This window comes from Nonomuraea sp. NPDC002799 (assembly GCF_053592075.1).
Genome location: NZ_JBSFVA010000009.1, coordinates 245,155 through 267,621, shown reverse-complemented (window position 1 = coordinate 267,621; position 22,467 = coordinate 245,155). Strand labels below are relative to the sequence as shown.

The 22,467-nt window shown below is 70.3% G+C and carries 27 protein-coding genes; 16 read left to right on the top strand and 11 right to left on the bottom strand.

Features of this window, described 5'->3' with window-relative positions; genetic code table 11:
- Positions 1 to 403: 403 nt before the first annotated feature.
- On the top strand, positions 404 to 637 hold the full coding sequence (locus ACWD0F_RS19595; protein ID WP_449877281.1) for a hypothetical protein: 234 nt from the start codon (positions 404 to 406) through the stop codon (positions 635 to 637).
- A gap of 48 nt (positions 638 to 685) precedes the next feature.
- On the opposite strand, the gene ACWD0F_RS19590 is transcribed toward ACWD0F_RS19595, so the two are convergent.
- From ACWD0F_RS19590 to ACWD0F_RS19550, 9 genes are all read right to left on the bottom strand, one after another.
- Positions 686 to 1,444, bottom strand: a complete 759-nt coding sequence (locus ACWD0F_RS19590; protein WP_449877279.1) for a hypothetical protein — start codon at positions 1,442 to 1,444, stop codon at positions 686 to 688.
- A 98-nt stretch (positions 1,445 to 1,542) separates the two neighbouring features.
- Positions 1,543 to 1,953, bottom strand: coding sequence for a hypothetical protein (locus ACWD0F_RS19585; RefSeq protein WP_449877278.1), 411 nt, complete (start codon positions 1,951 to 1,953; stop codon positions 1,543 to 1,545).
- A complete protein-coding gene (locus ACWD0F_RS19580; protein ID WP_449877276.1) occupies positions 1,950 to 2,201 on the bottom strand; it encodes a hypothetical protein in 252 nt (83 codons plus the stop codon). Before ACWD0F_RS19580 ends, ACWD0F_RS19585 begins: the two co-directional genes overlap by 4 nt.
- Positions 2,198 to 2,512, bottom strand: coding sequence for a hypothetical protein (locus ACWD0F_RS19575; protein WP_449877274.1), 315 nt, complete (start codon positions 2,510 to 2,512; stop codon positions 2,198 to 2,200). Before ACWD0F_RS19575 ends, ACWD0F_RS19580 begins: the two co-directional genes overlap by 4 nt.
- Before the next feature lie 57 nt (positions 2,513 to 2,569).
- On the bottom strand, positions 2,570 to 3,823 hold the full coding sequence (locus ACWD0F_RS19570) for a DnaB-like helicase N-terminal domain-containing protein (protein ID WP_449877272.1): 1,254 nt from the start codon (positions 3,821 to 3,823) through the stop codon (positions 2,570 to 2,572).
- Positions 3,820 to 4,755, bottom strand: coding sequence for a hypothetical protein (locus tag ACWD0F_RS19565; protein ID WP_449877270.1), 936 nt, complete (start codon positions 4,753 to 4,755; stop codon positions 3,820 to 3,822). The genes ACWD0F_RS19570 and ACWD0F_RS19565 overlap by 4 nt, the downstream gene beginning before the upstream one ends.
- Position 4,756: 1 nt before the next feature.
- On the bottom strand, positions 4,757 to 4,882 hold the full coding sequence (locus ACWD0F_RS19560; protein WP_449877268.1) for a hypothetical protein: 126 nt from the start codon (positions 4,880 to 4,882) through the stop codon (positions 4,757 to 4,759).
- A 194-nt stretch (positions 4,883 to 5,076) separates the two neighbouring features.
- Positions 5,077 to 5,274 carry a hypothetical protein gene (locus tag ACWD0F_RS19555; RefSeq protein ID WP_449877266.1) on the bottom strand — a complete coding sequence of 66 codons (198 nt, stop codon included), beginning with the start codon at positions 5,272 to 5,274 and terminating at the stop codon, positions 5,077 to 5,079.
- Positions 5,271 to 5,510, bottom strand: coding sequence for a helix-turn-helix domain-containing protein (locus tag ACWD0F_RS19550; protein ID WP_449877264.1), 240 nt, complete (start codon positions 5,508 to 5,510; stop codon positions 5,271 to 5,273). Before ACWD0F_RS19550 ends, ACWD0F_RS19555 begins: the two co-directional genes overlap by 4 nt.
- Positions 5,511 to 5,622: 112 nt before the next feature.
- Here ACWD0F_RS19550 and ACWD0F_RS19545 point away from each other — a divergent pair, with 112 nt between their 5' ends.
- Together ACWD0F_RS19545 and ACWD0F_RS19540 are read left to right on the top strand one after the other, a co-directional pair.
- Complete coding sequence (locus tag ACWD0F_RS19545; RefSeq protein ID WP_449877262.1) at positions 5,623 to 6,345, top strand: hypothetical protein; 723 nt, start codon at positions 5,623 to 5,625, stop codon at positions 6,343 to 6,345.
- A complete protein-coding gene (locus ACWD0F_RS19540; protein ID WP_449877260.1) occupies positions 6,345 to 7,922 on the top strand; it encodes a recombinase family protein in 1,578 nt (525 codons plus the stop codon). Before ACWD0F_RS19545 ends, ACWD0F_RS19540 begins: the two co-directional genes overlap by 1 nt.
- Here the strand turns inward: ACWD0F_RS19540 and ACWD0F_RS19535 are convergent.
- Positions 7,858 to 8,610 carry a PHP domain-containing protein gene (locus ACWD0F_RS19535; RefSeq protein ID WP_449877258.1) on the bottom strand — a complete coding sequence of 251 codons (753 nt, stop codon included), beginning with the start codon at positions 8,608 to 8,610 and terminating at the stop codon, positions 7,858 to 7,860. The genes ACWD0F_RS19540 and ACWD0F_RS19535 overlap by 65 nt on opposite strands.
- 103 nt (positions 8,611 to 8,713) lie before the next feature.
- Here ACWD0F_RS19535 and ACWD0F_RS19530 point away from each other — a divergent pair, with 103 nt between their 5' ends.
- The 9 genes from ACWD0F_RS19530 (at position 8,714) to ACWD0F_RS19490 (ending at position 16,926) form a co-directional block, all read left to right on the top strand.
- On the top strand, positions 8,714 to 9,118 hold the full coding sequence (locus tag ACWD0F_RS19530; protein WP_449877256.1) for a hypothetical protein: 405 nt from the start codon (positions 8,714 to 8,716) through the stop codon (positions 9,116 to 9,118).
- A gap of 3 nt (positions 9,119 to 9,121) precedes the next feature.
- Complete coding sequence (locus tag ACWD0F_RS19525) at positions 9,122 to 10,267, top strand: glutathionylspermidine synthase family protein (protein ID WP_449877254.1); 1,146 nt, start codon at positions 9,122 to 9,124, stop codon at positions 10,265 to 10,267.
- A gap of 39 nt (positions 10,268 to 10,306) precedes the next feature.
- Positions 10,307 to 10,738, top strand: a complete 432-nt coding sequence (locus tag ACWD0F_RS19520) for a DUF350 domain-containing protein (RefSeq protein ID WP_449877252.1) — start codon at positions 10,307 to 10,309, stop codon at positions 10,736 to 10,738.
- A gap of 100 nt (positions 10,739 to 10,838) precedes the next feature.
- Positions 10,839 to 11,963 (top strand): PucR family transcriptional regulator, encoded by a 1,125-nt coding sequence (locus ACWD0F_RS19515; RefSeq protein WP_449877355.1) that lies wholly within the window; start codon positions 10,839 to 10,841, stop codon positions 11,961 to 11,963.
- A gap of 103 nt (positions 11,964 to 12,066) precedes the next feature.
- Positions 12,067 to 12,963, top strand: coding sequence for an ACP S-malonyltransferase (locus ACWD0F_RS19510; RefSeq protein ID WP_449877250.1), 897 nt, complete (start codon positions 12,067 to 12,069; stop codon positions 12,961 to 12,963).
- Positions 12,960 to 13,916, top strand: a complete 957-nt coding sequence (locus ACWD0F_RS19505) for a beta-ketoacyl-ACP synthase III (RefSeq protein WP_449877249.1) — start codon at positions 12,960 to 12,962, stop codon at positions 13,914 to 13,916. The genes ACWD0F_RS19510 and ACWD0F_RS19505 overlap by 4 nt, the downstream gene beginning before the upstream one ends.
- A 75-nt stretch (positions 13,917 to 13,991) precedes the next feature.
- Positions 13,992 to 14,231, top strand: coding sequence for an acyl carrier protein (locus ACWD0F_RS19500; protein ID WP_449877247.1), 240 nt, complete (start codon positions 13,992 to 13,994; stop codon positions 14,229 to 14,231).
- 37 nt (positions 14,232 to 14,268) lie between these two features.
- Entirely contained in the window at positions 14,269 to 15,501 is a 1,233-nt protein-coding gene (locus tag ACWD0F_RS19495) for a beta-ketoacyl-[acyl-carrier-protein] synthase family protein (protein ID WP_449877245.1), read from the top strand.
- A complete protein-coding gene (locus ACWD0F_RS19490) occupies positions 15,502 to 16,926 on the top strand; it encodes an acyl-CoA carboxylase subunit beta (protein WP_449877243.1) in 1,425 nt (474 codons plus the stop codon).
- A gap of 148 nt (positions 16,927 to 17,074) precedes the next feature.
- Here ACWD0F_RS19490 and ACWD0F_RS19485 read toward each other — a convergent pair whose 3' ends face one another.
- The gene (locus tag ACWD0F_RS19485) at positions 17,075 to 17,569 is read right to left on the bottom strand and encodes a DUF3145 domain-containing protein (RefSeq protein WP_449877241.1); all 495 of its coding nucleotides are present in this window, start codon (positions 17,567 to 17,569) and stop codon (positions 17,075 to 17,077) included.
- A 175-nt stretch (positions 17,570 to 17,744) separates the two neighbouring features.
- On the opposite strand from ACWD0F_RS19485, the gene ACWD0F_RS19480 reads away from it, so the two are divergent.
- The 4 genes from ACWD0F_RS19480 (at position 17,745) to ACWD0F_RS19465 (ending at position 22,463) form a co-directional block, all read left to right on the top strand.
- Positions 17,745 to 18,758 (top strand): S8 family peptidase, encoded by a 1,014-nt coding sequence (locus tag ACWD0F_RS19480; RefSeq protein ID WP_449877239.1) that lies wholly within the window; start codon positions 17,745 to 17,747, stop codon positions 18,756 to 18,758.
- 71 nt (positions 18,759 to 18,829) lie between these two features.
- Positions 18,830 to 19,366, top strand: coding sequence for an RNA polymerase sigma factor (locus tag ACWD0F_RS19475; protein ID WP_449877237.1), 537 nt, complete (start codon positions 18,830 to 18,832; stop codon positions 19,364 to 19,366).
- Complete coding sequence (locus ACWD0F_RS19470; protein WP_449877235.1) at positions 19,363 to 19,809, top strand: hypothetical protein; 447 nt, start codon at positions 19,363 to 19,365, stop codon at positions 19,807 to 19,809. The genes ACWD0F_RS19475 and ACWD0F_RS19470 overlap by 4 nt, the downstream gene beginning before the upstream one ends.
- A gap of 140 nt (positions 19,810 to 19,949) precedes the next feature.
- Complete coding sequence (locus ACWD0F_RS19465) at positions 19,950 to 22,463, top strand: CHAT domain-containing protein (protein WP_449877233.1); 2,514 nt, start codon at positions 19,950 to 19,952, stop codon at positions 22,461 to 22,463.
- The last annotated feature ends 4 nt before the right edge of the window (positions 22,464 to 22,467 follow it).

Sequence of the window (22,467 nt, the reverse complement as noted above, 5' to 3'; positions counted from 1 at the left end):
TGGGCGCCCTTGCCGTGGTCCCAGCAGCTTGAGCCCCATCCAGCCCCACACAGGCGGCTGATCTGCCGGTTGGTCTTGGTCGGCACGACAGGCTTGACCGGCTTGCCGGACGGCTTGAAGCGGACGATGAGGAATCACCGCCCGATGTGCCCGAATATGCGAAAGGCCCGCTCGGTGGCGGGCCTGAAGGTGGGCGTGCGTGATCGCCCGATGGTCATGATCCTGTGGATAACTCGCATCGTCAAGCTGGAGGGCCTGGCCACGGCGTGTCGCGTGAAGAGCCGTCACCTGGGTGAATGCGCCGCTTCGGCAGGACTTGCGCTTAACGCAGTCGATCTGTTTACTCTGTCCGGGTCCCCACCCCACAGGAATCCGTGCGAACGCGCGGAGATTGGAGTGAGGCATGCCCAACAACGAACCGTTCTGCCCGGTCGGGCCGCACACCGACGGGATCGAGGTCAGCGACTGGGAGCGGGAGCGGGAGGCGCCGTTCACGATGGCAAACAGCCAGGGGGCTTGGCCGGCTCGCCGTTCGATCACCGTTCAGGCGTCGGTGCACGTGATGTGCCGGCGGCACGGCTTCGACGACAGGGTGGACGTCGGTCCCGACTACCGGCCGCCCGGCTACCGGGCCTGAGCGCCAGGATGCCCGCGGCCATGGGGTCGCGGGCATCCGTCCGGGCACCTACCCTGCCGCCCGCTCCCGCTGAGCCTGGGCGGCCAGCCAGTCCCACTCGAACACCTGCCAGCAGGGACGCCCGCGCCACCAGGTGCCGACGCTCTTCGATGGTGGCTCGCAGTCGTTTTCACACACGATGACGATCATCTGCTCACACTCGCCGCAGAAGCGGCGATCGGGTTGACCGTGCCTGCACTCCCGGCTGCCGAACAAGTCGCGCACTCGCCACGTCCTCGCGCCGCCCGCTGGCGACTCCGGCGTGATGCCTCGACACCAGGGGCATTCGACGTCGAGGGCCTGGCCGTCGAAGAGCAGCGCGAGCGACCGCGCGACGGTCGCCACCATGGGCCGGGTCCGGCCGTACGCCCACGCGCCCAGCTCGGCATCGCTCGTCACCTCCGCCAGGCGCGCGGCGGCGAACTCCAGATACGGCCGCGCGTCGGCCAGGCCCGTGCTCGGCGGCGGAAGCTCCGGGCACCCCACCGCGGCCGCCAGCTGGTCGGCGAGATCCACCGCCTCGGCGAGCAGGCCGGCCAAGGTGTCGAGCACCGGCACGCGAACTGGCGCCGGAGTGGCGCCGGGCGCATCGCCAGTCCGATCCAGCCGTTCCAACCAGGCCGCAAGGTCGCGCTCTTCACGCTGCTCGGCGGACAGCTCCGGCCGCCGCCACGGCGCCGGCGTCCCCTGCAGGCGGGAGTCGAGCAAGTCTGGCCAGTAGGCGGCGACCCAGCGCAAGTCGGCGATGGCACGTACGGCGAGGGTCACCAGCGCCCTCGCTCAGTCCGCTGGACAGGCGTCATGAGATCCTCCCCCGTGGCGGCCGGGCCCGATACGCGCGGGCCCGGCCGTCGTCGTGCTGGTCGTCATTTAGCGAGTGACCATGGGTCTTGCCAGCCGCCCGGAGGAATCAGCTTCCGGGTGTCGCCGTTGAGGTCGCGCTCCACTTCGACACTTCCGTCCCCGGCTCCGGCAACCACCGTCCCGTACCCATCCAGGTCGATGGCGAAGGCGATGACGGGGTGCGTCCAGGTTTTCCCGTCCTGTTCGGTGACTTCGATCAACCATCCCTGTCCAGGGACTGCCGAGATGTAGGGGTCCCTCTTGTGCGTCACGTCCCGGAGGTCGCCGTATGAGCGGGCGTCAACGAGTTCACCTCGCCGTCCGTCCAGCACGAGCGCTCGTCCTTCGTCGTCCCATGCCACGACGTCCATGGTGCGCAGCGTTCCGTCAGTGCTCTTGAAGGTGGCCACGAACCCGGGCTCAGCTTTGATCATCGGTGATCCTTCCGTTGGTCGGGGGCGCCACTGTGGCAGGTGTCGGCCGTGCTACTCAAGGCCCTTCCAGGACCGGCGAGCGTGTGGATGTTGGCCAGTGCCTGGTGGAGCTTGCCGCCCTCCGGGGTGTGCGCGATGGCGGCCGCCAGGCGCTCGTCGTCAATCACGTCGAGCACGCCCCTGATCTGGTCGAGCCGCTCTTCGAGGTCGTCGACCCGGTCGCGGAGCCGTCGCGTCTCCCGGTTCACGCGCCCCTCACCTTCCTGGCCTCTTCGGCCTGCTCGGCGATGAGGATGTTGAGCCGCTCCTGGATCTGGTCGAGACCGCGCGCCATGGCGCTGCCGTAGCTGTCGAGGGCGGCGAGCACCTCGCGGAGCCGGTCAGGGTCCAGCTTCGGCGGCGCGGGCGGGAGCAACTCGCTGCCACGGGCCTCCAGCCACTCGGCGAAGGTGGCCTTCGTGGCGTCGTTGACGATCTCTTGGACGCTGACCGGGTGGTCGCCGATCCATTCAGCGAAGGCGTCGGCCACGCCCTTGGCGGCGCTGTCATGTGCGGTCATGTCGTTCCTCTCGGTCGTGTGTACCGGTGTGCGGTCAACGTCCCTTGCGTCAACCGGTCATGCGGATGTGGCTTCCTCGAAGGGAATGCCGTTGTCCCAGATCGCGGCCCAGGGCCACGGGCTGGAGCGTTCGAGGTGGTGCGGCCATTCGCGCTCGTCGCGGTCTCCGCGAAAGCGGCCCAGGTCCACTCGGAGCGGGTTCTTGGAGTTCTTGCGCAGGACCAGCCCGAACTCCGGCCAGCGGGTCCACACGCCGGAGCCGAGGGGGCGTAGCGAGCGCTGCCCGTTCTGCTCCATCGGGGCGTGCGTCTCCAGCCAGAGCGCGATGCCGTGGCGTTCGCGGACCCGGTCGAGGACCTGGGCGACCTGCGTGTTGAGCTGCTCGGCGCGCTCGCCACCGTCCGTGAATGCCTTGTACAGCGGGCCCAGGCAGACCAGTTCGGCGCCGGACTCGGTGATGACCCGGTCCAGCAGAGCCTGGTCGTGCGGCTTGCGCAGGTCGATGCCGCCGGGCCGGGTCCACCGCCAGGCGCGATCTTCGTCCCAGCCGGGCGTCTTGCGGGCGGTGTTCATCAGGCCAGCGATCTTGCGGCGGACCAGCGCGGGCGGGTTCTCCAAGTCCACGTACAGGGTGCGGACCGGCTTAATGCGGGTACGCCAGGCGAATGGGTGGATGCCCGCAGCGAGCATGACTGCGACCTGGCGGGCCAGCGTGGTCTTGCCCGCTCCCTCTCCGGCCACGACGATGACGCGGTCCATGCGTTCGAGCAGACTGGGCACGAGCCAGTCGTGCGGCTCTTCGGATTCGTCCACGAAGCTGCCGAGGGTGGACAGGCCGGTGATGCTGTCGTCGCTGCCTACGGTGCGCAGCGTGTTGACGACGTCCTCGGCGCTGCCGATCAGCTCTTCGGAGTCGACGGACGGGTTGTAACCCATGCTGGCCAGGCGGGTGAACTCCTCGACGGCGGCCCGCTTGAGTCCCAGCTCGCGCACGCGGCCGATGTGGAACGACGCGTTGACGGCGGTGGCCACCTGGCGGGACAGCTCGGCTATGTACAGCGGGCCGCCGGCACGCTCGATCAGCCCGGTGCGCTCCAGCTCGGCACGCACGGTGAGGACCTCGACAGGATGGCCGCGCCGGTACAGCTCACTGGCCGCTCGGAAGATCTCGCGGTGCGCCGGTCGGGCGAAGTCGGCCATGGACAGGCCGGAGCTCGCCAGGGCGCAGGCGTTCGGCGAGAGCATCATCGAGCCGAGCACGGCCTGCTCTGCCTCGACGTCCATGGGAGGGAGCCGCGGGTCGTCGTTCATTGGTTCCACTCCTCGGGCACGGTCTCCACGTAGTCGTCCCAGTCGCGTTGCATGTCGTCCGGGTCCTCGGCTTCGAGGTAGTCGTTCCAGCGCTCGGTGTTGAGCCATCCGTCAGGCCGCTTGATCTTGACCTTCGGTCTTCGCGGGAATTCCCGCTTGAGCTCCTCGGCGTACTGCTCGGCTCCGGAGATGATGACTTCGGGGTCCACTCCCGCCTTGATCGCGCGCGCCCACTTGGGGCGAGCCTCCTTCTTGCTGACCTTGAGCGGGTAGGCCGCCCAGAACCGCGCCCAGTGCGGATCATCATCAGAGCCGGGCTCCGGCGGGGTGGGCTGAGGAGGCACGAGCGTCAGCAACATGCCGCCACCGTCTGCGTCATCTGCCGCCTCATGCGGTACGTCATCCGCCGCGTCAGCGGCGGGGGGTGCGGATGTTGTGTTGTGTTGTGTAGTGCTTCTGTGTGGCGGAATCCCTTCGGAGTCCGCATGGATTCCGCGCGGATTCCGCTGGGGGTTCCCTTCGGAATCCGCTTCGTCCTCATCCGCCCCCTGATCGGAATCCGTGCGGCTGCCCGACTTGGCATCCTTTGCCTTCCGGTCGCGGTCCTTCGCGTGGAAGCGCCCAACCTCCTCCGCGGACTTGTTCCACTTCAGCCACGAGCGCACGACGTAGCCGCCCTCGACCCGCTCCCAGAGGTCGTGTTCGACCAGCGCGGCGGCGCGCTCTTCCGCGTCCGCCATGCCGACGCCCACCTGGCGGGCCAGCTGGATGTCCGAGATGAAGCCGTCGTTCATCACCTGAGCGGAGAACGCCAGGCCACGCACGAACAGCAACTCAGCGGCCTCGCCCGCGAGGGCCAGGTCGTCGTCGTAGTAGTAGGTCGCCGAGAGTGGCGCGTACGGGCCGACCCGACGGGTCCGCTCCAGCGCCACGTCAGACTGCCTCGCTTTCGCCGAGAAGCAGACGGACTCTGGCGGGCAGCGCCGCCTGGTAACCCTCGCGGGCCAGATGGTCGCGCGCGGCCCGCCAGCTCTGCAGCGGGATGCCCTCGATGACCATGAGCGGCGCATCGGCGCACTCGTGTTCGAGGGGATCCCTACAACCGCACCACAGCCGCGGCAGCCTAGCGGCGGCCTCACGCCGCCGCCGCGTCCAAGCGTCGTCCTCTTCCAACAACTGTCCCCCTCGTGGTGCATGGGGTACGCACACAGCGCGTACCCCTGGGATTCGTGGTGCTGGTGTCCTTCCGGGGGTCAGGCGGCCGTGGCGGTCGCCTTCATGCGCGCACGATGGCGCTGCTGCTGAATGAGCTGAGTCAGCTCCTCGACGCTGGGGCCACCCGGCACGTGCGCCTCGATGGCGGCCTGACGGGCAGGCAGGGCGTCGCGACGTGCACGAGCTTCGGCGAGGATGCGCGCGGCTTCAGTGATGGCATCGGCGCGAGTAGTCACGCACTCGCCTCCAAGACCTGGTCGAGCTGGGAAACGAGTTCGCCCATCTCCAGTACGACGGCCAGTCGGCGCAGTGCCGGGAGACTGAGCCCCTTTTCGCCCCGCTCAACCTTCGAGAGGTGCGCTGGGTCGATCTCTGCGAGTCCAGCCGCCTGGCGAAGTCCCATGCCACGTGCCTTGCGGGTGGATCTCAGCCCCGATTCACCACTCAACATCGATGCAGAGTCGGTCTTCACACAAGCAGACTAGTGCGCCTGTGGCCCCTCGTTCAACACCAGAGCGGAATGTGCGCCGCTCTCTCTGTGTGGACGTAGACCGACTGTGGACCCAGAGACTACAGTGGCGCCCATGCCGTACGAATTGAGAGGCGAGGATGGGCCTCATAGTCCAGGGCCCCTATACGTCGCTCCAGAGAAGCTCCCCGAGGGAGAACCGCCCGCCGACGAGGACTTCGGGCCGTTGGTCACGGGTGCTAAGACGTTCTCCGCAAACCAGGTGGTGGCTTACAACCTCCAGGTGCTGCGGCGAGAGCGCGGATGGTCACAGATCTTCCTCGCGTGGCGACTCACGATGTTCACCAACCGGCCCTGGTCTGCCGCGATGGTGAGCGCCGCCGAGAGGTCATGGGAGAGCGGCAGGGTCAAGCGATTCGACGCGAACGAACTCCTGGCGCTGTCGCGCATCTTTCGCGTGCCAGCCGGGCGCTTCCTGCTGGCCCCGAACATCGACGGCGATGTGGCCTATCTGGCTGGAGCGCTCAACGATGCGGAGAACCTCGAAAGCCCGGACGGCAGCCACTGGTTTGTCGTCCTCCGAGAGGCCGACCTTGCGCAGGCAGCCTCGCCGGCAGACTCCCACGATGAGCTCTTCCGGCACGTCCAAGAGGTGCTCCGGGGCCCAGTCGGAGAGAAAGAGATCCCACCTACGATTGAGGCGGAGTTGGCCGAGTCGACCGTCCGCATGGCCGTACTCATTCGCGAGCTCGCCCGCGAGCAAGAACGGATGGCGAGCCTCACCAAGCGCGCCGTAGCGCGCGCTCGCGACCACGCTGACGTGAGTGGGCGCCAGTGATGGCACTGTCCGCCTGTCCCACCTGCAAATGGGCGCACCCCCTCAACGCCCCCGCCGTCATCGGATACGTCCGGGTGAGCATGGCTCGCGAGGAGATGATCTCTCCCGAACTGCAGACGGCCGCCATCGAGGACTATTGCGCCCGCAAGAAATATCACCTCGATGAGGTCATTCCGGACCTCGATGCCACCGGCCGAAACTTCGCCCGCAAAGGCATTCAGCAGGCGATCGAACGCGTGGAGAATGCGGGCGTCTCCGTGATCGTCGTCTGGAAGTTCTCCCGCTTCGGCCGGTCCCGATTGGGCAACGCCACGAACTTGGATCGCGTCGAGTCGGTCGGCGGCCGACTCGAATCCGCCACCGAGGAAGTGGACGCCACCACGGCGATCGGCAAGTTCACACGCGGCATGCTCACCGAGTTGGCCGCGTTCGAGTCCGACCGGATCGGCGAGGGATGGCGAGAGACGCACGCCCACCGCCGCGCCAACGGTCTACCCCACCACGGGCAGTCCAAGTTCGGCTATCAGTACCACCGCGCTACGCGGGCCGCCGCGGCATGCCCGCAAGGCTGCGAGGTTGGCGCCTGTGAGACGGGCTATGTGCCCGACCCGGAAACGGCTCCGATCTTGCGCCAGATGTACCTCCAGTACAACTCCGGCCGCTCATTCGAGCTGCTCGCCGAGTGGGCCAACAGGCAGGGCGCGGTCACTACCGCAGGCAAGCCATGGAGCTCGAAAAAGCTGCGCCGCTATCTCGACGCTGGGTTCGGTGCTGGCTTCCTGCAGGTTCACGACGGGACGTGCACCTGCAGGTCACCGTCGGACTGCAGAAGAAAGACATCTCTGCCCGGCGCACATGAACCGGTGATCGAGTCGGATGAGTGGGCCACCTACCTCCGTCAGCGCAAGGCACGCTCACGCCTTGCGCCCCGCACCGAAACCCCGGTCTATCCGCTGAGTGGGCTGCCCATCTGTGGCCGCTGCCAGGGGCGGCTCAATGCCAGGCCTCACGTCGTCAACCAGGGCGAGCCAGCCACGCCGGGATACCTCTACGTGTGCAGAACCTGGGCGACGTCTCGGGGGTGCCAGGGCACATGGGTGAAGCGAGCCACGGTCGAGGCGGCCGTACTGGAGTGGCTCGAACGCGAGGCGGCGCCCGAGCTGGAGAGGCGGGCCGCGATGCTCATCGTCCAGTCGCAGAAGCGGACGGATCGCACAAGAGATCGGGAGCAGCTGGTCAAGGAGAGCGCGATGATCGACAAGGCGTTGACACAGCTCACGGTCGATAAGGCAAAGGGGCTCACGCCTGAGGCGGCCTATGTCGCCGCGCGCGACCAGTTGCTCGGCGAGCAGACGGAGCTGGGCATGCGGCTGGAGGCCCTGAAGGAAGAGCAGGCGGAGATGGAGGAGGTCATGCCCGTCACGGTCGTCGAGGGTCTGATCTCCGAGTGGCACACCTTGCCGGCGGCAGCCCGGCGCGTCTTGCTCTCCAAGCTGATCACTCGGATCGAAGTCACCTCGCCGGGCAGGGGGAAAGCCAGGATCGACATCGTTCCAGTTTTCCCCGTGGTGCTTTAGGACCAGCCGTGTCCACGAGCGGGTCGGCGACCGCGGTGACCATGCGCCGCGTCATGTCGGCCGAGCCCATGCGCAGCTTGGAGTGCACGCTGGCGACCACCACGTCGAGCCGCTCCAGGAGCTCCGGCCGCTGGTCGAGCGAGCCGTCGAGGTTGATGTCCACCTCGATGCCGGTCAGGATCCGGAACGGCGCCAGCCGCTCGTTCAGCTTGGCCACCACGTCGAGCTGCCGCTCCAGCCGCTCCGCCGGCAGCCCCTTGGCGACGGTCAGGCGCGGCGAGTGGTCGGTCAGCGCCCAGTATTCGTGCCCGAGCCCGAGCGCCGCCTCGGCCATCTCCTCGATCGGGGAGCCGCCGTCCGACCAGTCCGAATGGCTGTGCAGGTCGCCTTTCAGCGCCGCGCGCAGGGCGGCCGCCTCCGCGTCGAGCTCGACCCCTTCGGTGGCCCGCATTCTTCGCAAATATGTAGGAACCTGGCCGGCGAGCGCTTCGTTGACCACTAGTGCGGTGACCTTACCGATGCCGGGCAGATCGCCCAGCCCACCGGCGCCGGCCACCCGCACGAGCTCATCCCTGGGCAGGTCGCCGACGACACCGGCGGCGCGGCGGAAGGCGCGCACGCGGTAGGTGGGCTCCCCTGCCCGCTCCAGCAGGAAGGCGATCTCGCGCAGGGCCGTAACCGGATCCATGCATTGATTGTCACCCAGGTGAAGGAGAACGATGTGCCGGTACCCGATTGAACGGGCATGAGCGCCACCGATAGGCTGTTCGGCCCAGGAAAGCAGGAGCTAGATGGCATCACCGCCCGATGACCCGCAGAAGCCGCCGCACCAACCCCGCAAGTCCTCCAAGGCCGTGCCGCTGACCATCCTCGGCGTCGTGGCGGTGATGGTGGTCGGGATCACGGCGATCGCGCAGGCGGACGATGACGACGACGTCACCGCCGACTGCGTCGTCCAGCTGGCGGACGGCACCTACGAGGTCGTCGACGACGACAACTGCGACGATGACGGCTCGCCGCACTACTACGCCGGCTCGCGCGGCGCCTATCTCTGGTACTACGGCGGCACCAGGGTCGGCAACCGCATCCGCAGCGGCACCACCCTGCGCCCCTCCGACGTCAACATCACCAGCCGCGCCGGCAAGAGCATCCAGCGCGGCGGGTTCGGCCGAAGCTACGGCGGCGGCGGGAGCTGACCGATGCGCCGTGAGCACGGGCCGCCCAGGGCCGGCTGGGAGAAGACGATCGAGAGCCAGGGCCTGGCCTACCACCGGACCGCCCATCCCGAGGGCCTGAGCAGGCCCTACTGGGACGAGTCCGTCCACTACGTCCTGTCGATGGACGAGGTCGAGTCGCTGGAGGAGCAGGTCGAGGAGCTCCACCGCATGTGCCTGGGCGCCGTCGAGCACGTGGTCTCCAGCGGGCGCTTCGCCGACTTCGCCATCCCCGAGTGGGCGTGGGCGGAGGTGGCGCGCTCGTGGGAACGCCGCGACCCCTACCTGTACGGCCGCTTCGACCTGCGCTACGACGGCACGGGGCCGGCCAAGATGCTGGAGTACAACGCCGACACCCCCACCGCGCTGGTGGAGTCGTCGGTCGTGCAGTGGTTCTGGCTGCAGGACGTCTTCCCGGGCGGCGACCAGTGGAACTCCCTGCACGAGCGCCTCATCGACCGCTGGCGCGCGATGCGGCTGCCGCCGGGGCCCACGCATTTCGCGTTCACGAACATGGACGAGACGGGCGAGGAGGCCATGACCGTGGCCTACCTCCAGGACACCGCCGAGCAGGCGGGCCTGCAGACCGTCGCCGTCGCCATGGAGGACGTCGGCTGGGACGCGCTCAACCGGTGCTTCGTCGACGTCGAGGAGCGGATGATCCGCTCGGCCTTCAAGCTCTACCCGTGGGAGTGGATGCTGGCCGACGCCTTCGGGCGCGACGCCGTCCGCCACGCCACCTGGATCGAGCCGCTGTGGAAGACCCTGCTGTCCAACAAGGCGCTGCTCGCCGTCCTGTGGGAGCTCCATCCTGGCCATCCCAGCCTGCTGCCCGCCTACCTCGACGGCCCGCGCGAGCTGACCTCCTACATCGCCAAGCCGCTGCTCGGCCGGGAGGGCGCCTCGATGCGCATCGTCACCCCGGAGGGCACGCAGGAGACGCCCGGAAGCTACGGCCGGGAGGGGTACGTTTTCCAGGGCTTCGAGGCCCTGCCGGTGTTCGAGGGGCAGCGGCCGGTGCTCGGCGCCTGGGTGGTGGCCGACGAGGCCGCGGGGCTGGGTATCAGGGAGACGACCGGCCTCATCACCGACGACACCTCCTCCTTCGTCCCCCACCGGATAGCCACCTGATCCTCCGCCCACCCCCCGTCATGCGTGATTGGAATTGACGTGACCCTGCTCGAAACCCTCGCTCGCGGCTCCGGCGCCATCGCGGCCTACGCCGCCGTCGGCGTCATCCTGATGATCATCGGCTTCTACGTCATCGACTGGGCGACGCCCGGCAAGCTCAGCGAGGTCATCCGCACCGAGCGCAACCCGAACGCCACCCTGCTGGCCACCTCCGCCCTGGCCGCCGTCGGCCTCATCGTGGCCGCCTCCATCTGGTCCTCCGGCGGCCGGCTGGCCGAGGGGCTCGCGGGCACGGCGGTCTTCGGGCTGGTCGGCATCGTCGTGCAGACGGTGGCGATGCTGGTGTTCGACCGGATCGTCGGCATCTCCGTACGCGACCTGGTCAAGGAGTCGGAGCTGCAGCCCGGCGCGCGCCTTCTCGCGGTCACCCACGTGGCGATCGGCCTGATCACGGCCGTCGCGGTGATCTAGCCGGGCACGACCGCCGTTCCGGTCGGCCGGGCGGACCTGGCACTCTAGAGGCGTGACAGACCGGACCCGGGAGGACACCACTCGCAGGCTCGAGCGGGCCATGGGCTCGCTCGGCACGGCGGCGATGGCGCGCATGGACGAGCAGTTGCCGTGGTTCCGCGCGCTCAGCGCCGAGGACAGGTCGTGGGTGGGGCTGGTGGCCCAGGCCGGCATCGCCGCGTTCGTCGAGTGGTTCCAGCACGCCGGCGAGGATCGGCCCACGCCCAGCATCGAGTTCTTCGGCACGGCCCCGCGCGAGCTCAAGCGGTCGATCTCCCTGCAGCAGACCGTCGACATCGTCAGGGTCGTGGTCGAGGTGGTCGAGGCGCAGACCCACGAGCTGGCCTCGCCCGGCGGTGAGGACCAGCTCCAGCAGGCCATGCTCCGCTACACCCGCGACGTCGCCTTCGCCGCCGCCCACGTCTACGCCCGCGAGGCCGAGGCCAGGGGCTCGTGGGACGCCAGGCTCGAAGCCCTGATCGTGGACGCCCTCGTCCGCGGCGAGGTGGACGACGGCCTGCACTCCTGGGCCGCCGCCCTCGGCTGGACCTCCTCCCCCGTGGTCGTCATCGCCGGCCACTCCCCCGACGGCGACCCGCGAGCGGTCATCGACGGCCTGCGGGAGAAGGGGCGGCGCATCGGCATGGACCTGCTCGCCGGGGTGCAGGCCGACCGGCTGATCGTGATCGTGGGCGGCGCCGAGAGCGTCAACGACGCCGCCAAACAGGTCGTGTCCCGCTTCGGGGTGGGCCCCATCGTCATCGGCCCCGAGGTGCCCGACCTGCACACCGCCGCCAGATCCGCCAGGGCGGCGCTGGCCGGGCTGAAGGCCTCCTGCGGCTGGCCGGACGCCCCGCGGCCGGTGCACGCCGAGGATCTGCTGGCCGAGCGGGCGCTCGACGGCGACGGCGACGCCAGGGAGCAGCTCATCGAGAACGTCTACCTGCCGCTGGCGGGCACCCCGCTGCTCGATACGCTCGCGATGTATCTGGAGCAGGGCACCTCACTGGAAGCGACGGCCAGACTACTGTTCGTGCACCCCAACACCGTGCGCTACCGGCTGAAGAAAATCACGGAGCTGACGGGATATCAGCCCACCGAGGGCCGCTCCGCTTTCACGCTCCAGGTGGGGCTCATCCTCGGCAGGTTGTCCGAGAGCGCCGTAACGTGGCGGGCCCTAATGTAACCGCACCGAAATCCCCACTGTAGGATTCCTACAAATCACCCCGGACAAAGTTCGTACGGATCTCCATCCGCGTGTCGAAGTTCTACAGGGCAAGGTGGGTTTTGTGCTTGTACTCGTCGCTCCGGGCCAAGGTGCCCAAACTCCCGGCTTCCTGGCCCCCTGGCTAGAGCTGCCCGGTCTGGCCGACCGGCTCGGCTCTTGGTCGGAGGTGGCCGGGCTCGATCTGGTCGCCTTCGGCACCACGGCGGGAGCCGACGAGATCCGCGACACCGCCGTCGCCCAGCCGCTGCTCGTGGCCGCCGCGCTGGCCGCCGCCGAGGCCCTCGGCGCGGCCCCCGGCTTGCTGGCTGGCCACAGCGTCGGCGAGTTCGCCGCCGCGGCCCTGGCCGGGGTGCTCACCCCGGAGCAGGCGCTCACCCTCGTCCGCGAGCGGGCCCAGGCCATGGCCAAGGCGGCCGCGGCCGCCGAGACGGGCATGACCGCCGTGCTCGGCGGCGACGAGGCCGAGGTGCTCGCCGCCATCGAGCGGCACGGGCTGACGCCGGCCAACATCAACGGCGCCGGCCAGATCGTGGCGGGCGGCACGATGGAGCAGCTCGCCGCGTTCAAGGACGACGCGCCGGCCCGCGCCCGCCTCATCCCGCTGCAGGTGGCAGGCGCCTTCCACACCAGCCACATGGCGCCGGCCGTGCGGAGCCTGCGCGAGGCCGCCGCCGCCGTCACGCCCGCCGATCCCGCGATCACGCTGCTGTCCAACGCCGACGGGCAGCCGGTCGCCACCGGCGCCGAGGTCATGGAGCGGCTGGTCAAGCAGATCAGCAACCCCGTCAGGTGGGACGCCTGCATGGAGACCATGGCCGGGCTCGGCGTCACCGAGATGATCGAGCTGCTTCCCGGCGGCACGCTGACCGGGCTGGCCAGGCGCGGCCTGCGCGGCGTGCGGACCGTGGCGCTGAAGACCCCCGACGACCTCGAAGCGGCCAGGGAGCTGATCAAATGAGGATTCCCGATATCGCACCCGCCGGCCGGGTGCTAGCCCTCGGCCACTACCAGCCCGCCAACGTCGTGACCAACGACGACCTGGCCAAGACGATGGACACCAACGACGAGTGGATCCAGTCCCGCGTCGGCATCAAGGAGCGCAGGATCGCGGCTCCCGAGGAGTCCGTCGAGGACATGGCCACCATCGCCGGCGGCAAGGCGCTGGCCGCGAGCGGCCTGTCCCCCGATGACGTCGACCTCGTCATCGTGGCCACCTGCACGCTGGAGACCCAGATCCCCAACGCCTCGGCCACCGTGGCGCACCGCCTGGGCATCGGGGCGCCCGGCGCGTTCGACGTGAACGCCGCCTGCGCGGGCTTCTGCTACGCCCTGGCCACCGCCAACGCTGCCGTCCGCGGCGGCGCGGCCAGGAACGTGCTGGTCATCGGCGCGGAGAAGTTGTCGCAGTGGATCGACTGGACCGACAGGTCCACCGCCGTGATCTTCGCCGACGGTGCCGGCGCGGCCGTCGTGGGCCCGTCGGAGACGCCCGGCATCGGCCCCGTGGTGTGGGGCAGCGCAGGCGACAGGTCCGACGCGATCATCATCAGGGACCGGGACAAATTCCTGCACCAGGAGGGCCAGACGGTCTTCCGCTGGACGACCAGCGCGCTGGCCCCGGTCGCGCTCGAAGCGTGCCGGCGCGCGGGCGTCGACCCCTCGGAGCTGGCCGCGTTCGTCCCCCACCAGGCCAACCTGCGCATCATCGAGTCGATCGCCCGTAAACTGGGCGCCGAGCAAGCGGTCGTCGCCAAGGACATCGTCAACGCGGGCAACACCTCGGCCGCCTCGATCCCGCTCGCGCTCTCGCGCATGCTGGAGCGCGGCGAGGTGCGCTCGGGAGGTCTCGCGCTCGTGCTGGGCTTCGGCGCGGGTCTGACCTACGCGGGCCAAGTGATCGAGATTCCCTGAGACTTCCTGACGACCGAAAGCTTGTGCGGGCACACCCCGCACAGAATCCAGAAAAACCAAAGGAGAACTAGCGACATGGCTGCCACCGAGCAGGACATCCTCGAAGGCCTTGGCAAGATCATCAACGAGATCACCGGCATCTCGGCCTCTGAGGTGACCCCTGAGAAGAACTTCGTGGACGACCTCGACATCGACTCCCTGTCCATGGTCGAGATCGCCGTGGCCGCCCAGGACGAGTTCGGCGTCGAGATTCCCGACGACCAGCTCAAGAACCTGAAGACGGTCAAGGACGTCCTCACCTTCATCCAGGCCTGAGACTCACCGAAACCTGACCAGTAAGGAGCGCTAAAACGTGAGTGCGAACCGGGTACGTGTCGTCGTCACCGGGCTCGGCGCGACGACGCCCGTCGGTGGAGACGTCACCTCGACCTGGTCGGCGCTCCTCGCCGGTCAGTCGGGTGTCAAGACCTTGACCACGGACTGGATCGACGCCGTCCCCGTGAAGTTCGCGGGCACGGCGGCGGTCGATCCGGCCGAGGTCTTGCCACGGCCCGAGGCTCGCCGCCTCGACCGCAGCGAGCAGTTCGCGATGGTCGCCGCCAGAGAGGCATGGCAGGACGCCGGCGCCCCCGAAGTGGCGCCGGAGCGGCTCGGCGTCGTGGTCTCCAGCGGCATCGGCGGCATCACCACGACTCTCAGCGCGTACGACACCTGGAAGGAGCGCGGCTGGAACCGGCTGTCGCCCTACACGGTCACGATGCTCATGCCCAACGGCCCGGCCGCCTGGATCGGCCTCGACAGAGGCGCACAGGCCGGCGTGCACGCCACCGTGTCCGCCTGCGCGTCGGGCGCCGAGGCGATCGGCTACGCGATGGACATGATCAGGGCGGGCCGTGCCGACGTCGTGATCGCCGGCGGCACCGAGGCCGCCATCCACGGGCTCAACATCGCCGCCTTCGCCGCCGCGCGGGCCATGTCGACCCGCAACGACGACCCGCAGGGCGCGTCCAGGCCGTGGGACCGCGGCCGTGACGGGTTCGTGCTCGGCGAGGGCGCCGGCATCGTGGTCCTGGAGTCCGAGGAGCACGCCAAGGCGCGCGGCGCGCGGATCTACGCCGTGGCCGCGGGCGTCGGCTACTCCGCCGACTCCCACCACATCACCCAGCCCGAGCCCGAGGGCCGGGGCCTCATCATGGCGATGACGCAGGCGCTGAACGACGCCGAGCTCACCGGCCTCGACGTCAAGCACGTCAACGCGCACGCCACCTCGACCCCGGCGGGAGACGTCGGCGAGGTGCGGGCCGTGGCCAAGGCCATCGGCAACCACCCGCTGGTGACCTCCACGAAGTCCATGACCGGGCACCTGCTCGGCGGCGCCGGCGGCATCGAGTCCGTCTTCACGATCAAGGCGCTGCAGGACCGGATCGTCCCGGCCACCATCAACATCCACGACCTTGACGACGGCATCGACGTGGACCTCGTCTACGGCGCCAACCGCGCCCTGCCGGACGGCGACATCGCCGCGGTCAACAACTCGTTCGGCTTCGGCGGCCACAACGTGACCGTCGTGTTCAAGGGAGTCTGAATGACCGTGCTCGACAACCGGGTGGTGACGCCGGGCTCCGATCAGGACCCGGCCGATCCCCGCGACCCCGTCGTCCGCCTGACCGCGCTGCTCGACGAGGGCTCGCTGCGGCTGATCACTCCTGAGGACAAGAGCGGCGTCCTGGCCGCCACGGGCCGTGTCGAAGGCGTGCCCGTGATCGCCTTCTGCAGTGACGCCCGTTTCCAGGGCGGCGCGCTGGGCAGCGAAGGTTGCGAGCACATCGTGCACGCCTATGACGTGGCGGTCCGCGAGCGGGTGCCGGTCATCGGGATCTGGCACTCCGGTGGTGCGCGACTCGCCGAAGGCGTCGAGTCGCTGCACGCCGTCGGCCGGGTCTTCGCCGCCATGACCAAGGCGTCCGGCGTGGTGCCGCAGATCTCCGTGGTCGTCGGCCCCGCCGCCGGCGGCGCCGCCTACGGTCCCGCGCTCACCGACCTCGTCATCCTGGCCGACTCCGGCCGCATCTTCGTCACGGGCCCCGACGTGGTCCGCAGCGTCACCGGCGAGGAAGTCGACAGCGCCGCCCTCGGCGGCCCCGAGCCGCACAGCAAGCGCAGCGGCGTCGTGCACATCGTCACCAAGACCGAGACCGACGCCTACGTCAAGGCTCGCCGGCTCGCCACTCTCCTCGGCCACCAGGGCCGGGTCCGCATGGGTGAGATCGGCGAAGTCGACTTCTCCACGTTGCTGCCCGAGTCCGCGCGCCGGGCATACGACGTCAAGCCGCTGGTGAACGGCCTGCTCGACGAGCCCGGCATCGAGCTGCACCCCAAGTGGGCGCCCAACATCGTGACGTCGCTGGGCCGCCTCGGTGGCCGGACGGTCGGTGTGATCGCCAACAACCCGATGCGGCTCGGCGGCTGCCTCGACGCCACGTCCGCCGAGAAAGCCGCTCGCTTCGTACGTATGTGTGACGCCTTCGGGGTGCCTTTGGTTGTCCTCGTGGACGTACCCGGTTATCTGCCGGGCGTCGGGCAGGAGCACGACGGCGTGGTCCGGCGCGGCGCCAAGCTGCTGCACGCCTTCGCCGAGGCGTCGGTGCCGCGGATCACGCTGGTCACGCGCAAGGCCTACGGCGGGGCGTACATCGCGATGAACTCCCGCGCGCTGGGCGCGACCAAGGTGTTCGCCTGGCCGACCACCGAGATCGCGGTCATGGGCGCGGTGGCCGCGGTGCGCATCGTCAAGCGGCGCGAGCTGGCGGCCGCGCCCGAGGAGCAGCGGGCCGAGCTGGAGCAACGCCTGGCCGAGGAGCACGAGAAGCTGGCCGGCGGGCTGGAGCGGGCTCAGGAGCTGGGCGTCATCGACGAGGTGATCGAGCCCAAGGAGACGCGCGGCGCGATCGCCAAGGTGCTCGCCCAGGCCACCCCGGCCAGGGGCGCGCACGGCAACATCCCGCTCTGAGCAGTGACGAGAGGCCCCGCACCGGCGTTCCGGTGCGGGGCCTCTCGTGTTCGTCGGCGCTTCCCTGGAGATCCCGCGCCACCCGTGGCGGTGCGGGGCGCTGCTCGTGGGCGGGGTCGGACGGCGGCGTTCGGGCTCGTGGGCGGGGTCAGACGGCAGCGTGCAGCCAGCGGACCGGCGCGCCGTCGCCGGCGTACCTGAACGGCTCCAGCTCCTCGTCCCAGGGCCGGCCGAGCATCTTGTCCAGCTCGTCCTCCAGCACACACCGCCCCTGGGCGGCCATCATCATCGCGGTGCGGAGCCGGTCTTCGGGGATCATGATGTCCCCGGCGGCGCCGATCACCGAGGTGAAGGCGCCCAGCGTCGGCGTATAGGCATGCCGGGAGCCGTCCACGCCCGGTGAGGCGTCCTCGGTGATCTCGAACCTGAGGCGCTGCCAGCCCATCAGCGACGAGGCGATGGCCGCCGCGATGCCCGCGCGGCCCTCCCACTCCGCCTGCGCCCGCACGACGTTGGGCGCGGCGGGTTGCGGAGTCCACGTCAGATCTACGGGCACGCCAAGGACACCCGCGACTGCCCATTCGATGTGAGGGCACAGCGCGGGCTGAGCCGAGTGGACGTAAAGGACGCCACGAGCAGACACCGGACCTCCCGTTTCGGTACGAGGTGCGCCTTCCCCAACGGCCTCGTCCTGGGATGATCACAAGTGACTAGGGAGAGACTACCGTCGGTCGCTACCCGGCACCAGAGGGGGGCCATACCAAGTTGGTGCGGGAGTGGCATGTGACAGTTCGCGAAGCGGGGAAACATACCCGCTCATGGATATGCAATCTGTCGGCGCGGCGCTCATCCGGCCGGGTCAGGTGCTGACCGACCGGACGGCGCTGTCGGCCGCGTCCCGCTGGACCCAGGCCGTTTCCGAGGCCGACGGCGTCTGCGTCCTCCACCTGGCGGACGGCGCCGACCCCTGCGAGGTCACGATGGCGCTGCGCGAGCAGGGCCATCGAGCGTCGCCCAACCACGTGCTCCGCGGCCAGCCCCTGTTCTTCGGCGGTCCGGCGTCCAGGCCTTTCCCCACTCCGCCGATCGCCTTCAAACCGGGCCGATCCCGCTCGGGCGTGGTCGTCGGCGTGCTCGACACCGGCATCGCCAAGCACCCGTGGTGGTCGGGCGCCGACTGGTACGGCGACACGGATCCCCAGGACGCCGACGCCCTGGACGGCTCGCAGACCGGGCACGGCACGTTCGTCGCGGGAATTCTGGCGCGGCGCGCCCCGGGCGTGTCGCTGAGCGTGCGCCGGGTGCTCGACGGCGAGGGCACCGGCGACGAGGCGACCGTGGTGCGCGCCCTCTTCCGCATGCGCGAGCGGCCGCCTGCGGTGCTCAACCTGTCCTTCGGCTGCCACACCTTCGACGACCGGCCGCCGCCCCTGCTGAGCGACGCCATCGCCGGGCTGACGGACACGGTGACGGTGGCCTGCGCCGGCAACACCGCCTCCGACCGGCCTTTTTGGCCGGCCGCGCTGCCGTGCGCCGTCGGCGTGGCGGCCCTGGACGTCTCCGAGGAGCGCCGGGCGCCCTATTCGGGCTACGGCACCTGGGTGGACGCCTGCGCGCGCGGCGACTGGCTGGCGAGCAGCTTCCCCGACCACGGCGACTTCGCCGGATACGCGACGTGGAGCGGCACGTCGTTCGCCACCGCCCTGGTCGCGGGGACCATCGCCGACGCGGCCAGGAACGAGCCGGCCAAGGAGGCGGCGCGCCGGCTCCTCGACTCCGAGGAGGCCCGGCAAATTACGGATCTGGGGGTTGTCTTCCCGGCGAGTCTGTAGAGTTTACGCACAGTCCCCAGGCAATCACGAGGAGGCATGATCGCCTTCCGTGCCGGGAGAGAGGAGGCCGCATGCGCGATCCACGTGATCCAGCGGAGCTGCTCGTGGCAGCGGCCGACGGCGACCGATCCGCCTGGGACGAGCTCGAGCTCAGGTTCGGGCCACGCATGTGGGCCGTGGCCCGTGCGTGCGGCCTGAGTCACGCCGAGGCGGCCGACGCGGTCCAGGGGTCCTGGCTGCGGCTGCTGCAACATCTTGAGAGCATCAGGGATCCCGCGCGAGTGGCGGGCTGGCTCCTGACGACCGTGCGCCGCGAAGCCCTTCTGCTCGTGCGCAAGGAGCGTCCAGGAGTCTCCTGCTCGGAGATCGTCGACGAGCCCGACCCGGCGTCCGCCGTCCTTGAGGCCGACGACCGGCGCCTGCTCTGGCGAACGGTCTCCGACCTGAACGAACCGTGCCGCACACTCCTCCGGCTGGTCGCGATCGACCTTGGAAACCAGCAAGTGGCATCGCGGCTCGGCATTCCTCTCGGCAGCATCGGCCCCACCAAGGCCCGCTGCCTGGAAAAACTGCGCACTCTGATCTCGATACAGGAGACGGCGCAATGATCAACGACGAATACTTCCTGGCGGCGCTCCGGCTGGCCGCCGGAAACGACCCGATCCCAGGTCACGTGTCCACCGCCGCACGTGACGCCTACCGGCTCCGGATCCCGGGGGCGGTGACCGCCGCTCCCGCGGAGTGCGCGGCGATCCGCAGTGTGCGAGACGACGATGGATCGCATCTGGTGCGCTTCATCGCGGCCGGGCTCACCTTCGACCTGGAGGTGACGGTCGGCGACGGTCTGATCGACGTCGCCGGACATGTTTTCCCCTATCCAGGAGAGGGCGCCCTCGTCGATGTAAGAACCCCGCATCTGACGCTCACCAGACGCATCGCCCACACCGGCCATTTCGCCGCCACCGGCCTGCCTCCAGGCTGGCTCAGCGTGGTGTGCCATCGGCCCGGTCACGCATCCGTGCAGACCCGGTGGGTGCGCATCCGTCCCTGACCTGCCCATCCAGTCCGGGCCGGGAGCGCCGCGCCCCCTCCCGGCGGTTCGACCTGACCCGGTGGGTGCGCATCCGTCCCGCCGATCCAGCCCGGCCGGGAGCGCCGCGCCCCCTCCCTGCCGTCCGACCGAGGCCAGCCATGAGCGCAACACCGGAACAGCACTCACCCGGCGACCTCGACCCGCTCATCGTGGCGGCCGAGGCGGCCATGATGCGTTCTCTGGTCGATCCCGACCACGCCATGCGCGGAGGCCGCCTCCTGCTCGCGGCCGCCCGTCGCGCCGGATCCGCCGAGGGCCAGGTCATGGCGCTCAGAGCCATGGCGCTGGCCGCCCGCGAGCTGGGCGACCTGGAGACCGCCGAGCTCCACCTCCGCGAGGCCATCGCCGTCGCAAGCGCTCCCGCTGCGCGGATCGCCCAGGCGCGGCTCTCGCTGGTCACCGTGCGCACCGAGCGCGGCCACCCCCTCCAGGCCCTGCGCGTGGCCGCCCTGGCCTGGGCCTACCTGTCGCCGCTCGACCGGGCCAAGCTCGACACCCAGCGCGCGGTCGCCCTGGCCCACCTCGGCCGCCACCAGGAGGCCATCGCCTCCTGCGACCGGGCGCTGCGCGCTCTCGTGCACGCGCCGGGGACCGTCGACGACCGCCGCTTCCTGGCGGGCGGGCTGCTCAACCGCGGCCTCGTCCACTCCTACCGCGGCGACTGGGACGCCGCCATGAGCGACCTCAGCGCGTGCCTGCAGATCTCGCAGCACGCGGGGCTGCGGCACCTGGCCCGGCTGTCCGCCGCCAACCTGCCCTTTCTCGCGGTCCGGCGGGGCGACATCGCGCGGGCGTTCCAGCACTACCGCGACGCCGAGGACACCCTGTTCGGCTACCCCGAGCGGCTGGCCACGATGCGGGCCGACTTCGCGGGCGCGCTGCTGGCCGCCCACCTGCCGGGCGAGGCCAGGGCCATGCTCAGCCTGGCCGTACCCGATCTGGAGGCGTCGGGGGCGCAGATGGCGCTGGCCGAGGCGCGGCTGAAGCTGGCCCAGGTGGAGCTGCTCACCGGCGACCCGCACCGGGCGCGGGAGGTGGCCGAGCAGGCGGCGGCCGAGCTGGCCGCGCAGGAACGCACGTCGTGGCTGCCGCTGGCCAAAGAGGTCGTCCTGCGCGCGCGTCTCGCCCTCGAACCCGTCACGCCCGGCCTCGTACGCGCGCTGATCGGCTGCGCGGACGAGCTGGAGGACGGGTTCGGCCATCAGGCCGGAGCCGCGGCGCTGCGGCTGGTGGCGGCCGAGGCGGCGCTCGCCGTGGACGACCACCCGACGGCCTCGGCCCAGCTCGCCCGGCTCACCCAGCACGCCGACCGGGGCGAACGATGGACACCGGCCGGCACCCGGCTGACCTCTCTGGCCTCCGAGCCGCAGGCCAGGCAGCTCGCGCAGGCGTCGCGGATCCCGGTCCCGGTCCGGCAGCACGCGCTCGCGCTGGAGGCGGCGCTGCAGGAGGACGTCACGGGGGCCTTCCGCGCCGTTCGCGAGGGGCTGGCGGAGGTGAGCGAGCGGGTGGAGACGTTCGACGACCCGTCGTTGCGCGCCCACGCGGCCAGGGCGGGTGAGCGGCTGGCGGGGTTCGGGTTGTCGCTGGCGGTGCGGGACGGCTGTGCGGCGGAGGTGTTCGAGTGGGGCGAGCGGTGGCGGGCCGTCGCGGCTCCGGCGCACGCCTGCTCGCTCGTCGATCCCGAACGGGTGCGGGCGGAGCTGGGACGGGGCGCCATGGTGGAGTTCGTGGCCGACGAGGACTCCCTGCTGGCCGTGCTGATCACCGAGGAGCGGGTGCTGCTGCGGCGGCTGGGCGGCCTGCGGGAGGTGAAGGAGGCGATCATCCGGCTGCGCTACTCCCTGCGCCGGCGCAGCGACGTCGAGGCCGCTGCCGTGGACCTCGAACGCATGCTGCTGCGGCCCCTGGTGGCCGAGCTGGGCGATCGGCCGCTGGTGGTGGTGCCGGTGGGAGCGCTGCACACCTTGCCGTGGGGGGCTCTGCCGTGCCTGCGCGAGCGGCCGGTGAGCGTGGCCGCCAGCGCGGCCGCCTGGGTGCGGGCGCGGGCCCGGGCGGCCGCCCGGGCCGGCGCTCCGCCGGTGGTCGTGGCGGGGGCCGGGCCGGCCCTGGCGCACGCGCACGCGGAGGTGGCGCATGTGCTGACCTGCCACGCCGACGGGCGGGAGGTGGCCGGGCGCCGGGGGGCGGTGCTGGCGGCGTTGGAGGTGGCGGACGTGCTGCATCTGGCGGCGCACGGGGTGTTCCACGCGCGCAGTCCGCTGGTGTCGGGGATCACGTTGGAAGATGGGTCGCTGATGGCGTACGACCTACTGGATGTGAGCCGGTCGCCGGGGCTGGTGGTGTTGTCGGCCTGCAACTCCGGGATGTCGCGGACGCCTGCCGAGGGGGCGCCCCTGGGGTTGCCCGGGACGTTCCTCGCCAAGGGGGCTTCTTGTGTGGTGGCCGGGCTGGTGCCGGTGGATGACGAGTCGGCCCGGATGGTGATGAGCATGTTCCACGAGCTCCTGGCGGCGGGGCAACCGCCGGACGCGGCGCTGGCCGTTGCCGCGGCCAAGACGGGTGAGGCCGGGTTCGTCTGCTTCGGTGCGGGAGGCCGGGCGCTGTACTAGGTGG

Excerpts from the sequence above, each read along its gene's own strand:
- ACWD0F_RS19595 (WP_449877281.1), top strand. The coding sequence starts at position 404 with ATGCCCAACAACGAACCGTTCTGCCCGGTCGGGCCGCACACCGACGGG.
- ACWD0F_RS19585 (WP_449877278.1), bottom strand. The coding sequence starts at position 1,953 with ATGATCAAAGCTGAGCCCGGGTTCGTGGCCACCTTCAAGAGCACTGAC.
- ACWD0F_RS19575 (WP_449877274.1), bottom strand. The coding sequence starts at position 2,512 with ATGACCGCACATGACAGCGCCGCCAAGGGCGTGGCCGACGCCTTCGCT.
- ACWD0F_RS19570 (WP_449877272.1), bottom strand. The coding sequence starts at position 3,823 with ATGAACGACGACCCGCGGCTCCCTCCCATGGACGTCGAGGCAGAGCAG.
- ACWD0F_RS19560 (WP_449877268.1), bottom strand. The coding sequence starts at position 4,882 with ATGGTCATCGAGGGCATCCCGCTGCAGAGCTGGCGGGCCGCGCGCGAC.
- ACWD0F_RS19545 (WP_449877262.1), top strand. The coding sequence starts at position 5,623 with ATGCCGTACGAATTGAGAGGCGAGGATGGGCCTCATAGTCCAGGGCCC.
- ACWD0F_RS19540 (WP_449877260.1), top strand. The coding sequence starts at position 6,345 with ATGGCACTGTCCGCCTGTCCCACCTGCAAATGGGCGCACCCCCTCAAC.
- ACWD0F_RS19535 (WP_449877258.1), bottom strand. The coding sequence starts at position 8,610 with ATGGATCCGGTTACGGCCCTGCGCGAGATCGCCTTCCTGCTGGAGCGG.
- ACWD0F_RS19530 (WP_449877256.1), top strand. The coding sequence starts at position 8,714 with ATGGCATCACCGCCCGATGACCCGCAGAAGCCGCCGCACCAACCCCGC.
- ACWD0F_RS19525 (WP_449877254.1), top strand. The coding sequence starts at position 9,122 with ATGCGCCGTGAGCACGGGCCGCCCAGGGCCGGCTGGGAGAAGACGATC.
- ACWD0F_RS19515 (WP_449877355.1), top strand. The coding sequence starts at position 10,839 with ATGGGCTCGCTCGGCACGGCGGCGATGGCGCGCATGGACGAGCAGTTG.
- ACWD0F_RS19505 (WP_449877249.1), top strand. The coding sequence starts at position 12,960 with ATGAGGATTCCCGATATCGCACCCGCCGGCCGGGTGCTAGCCCTCGGC.
- ACWD0F_RS19500 (WP_449877247.1), top strand. The coding sequence starts at position 13,992 with ATGGCTGCCACCGAGCAGGACATCCTCGAAGGCCTTGGCAAGATCATC.
- ACWD0F_RS19490 (WP_449877243.1), top strand. The coding sequence starts at position 15,502 with ATGACCGTGCTCGACAACCGGGTGGTGACGCCGGGCTCCGATCAGGAC.
- ACWD0F_RS19480 (WP_449877239.1), top strand. The coding sequence starts at position 17,745 with ATGGATATGCAATCTGTCGGCGCGGCGCTCATCCGGCCGGGTCAGGTG.
- ACWD0F_RS19475 (WP_449877237.1), top strand. The coding sequence starts at position 18,830 with ATGCGCGATCCACGTGATCCAGCGGAGCTGCTCGTGGCAGCGGCCGAC.
- ACWD0F_RS19470 (WP_449877235.1), top strand. The coding sequence starts at position 19,363 with ATGATCAACGACGAATACTTCCTGGCGGCGCTCCGGCTGGCCGCCGGA.
- ACWD0F_RS19465 (WP_449877233.1), top strand. The coding sequence starts at position 19,950 with ATGAGCGCAACACCGGAACAGCACTCACCCGGCGACCTCGACCCGCTC.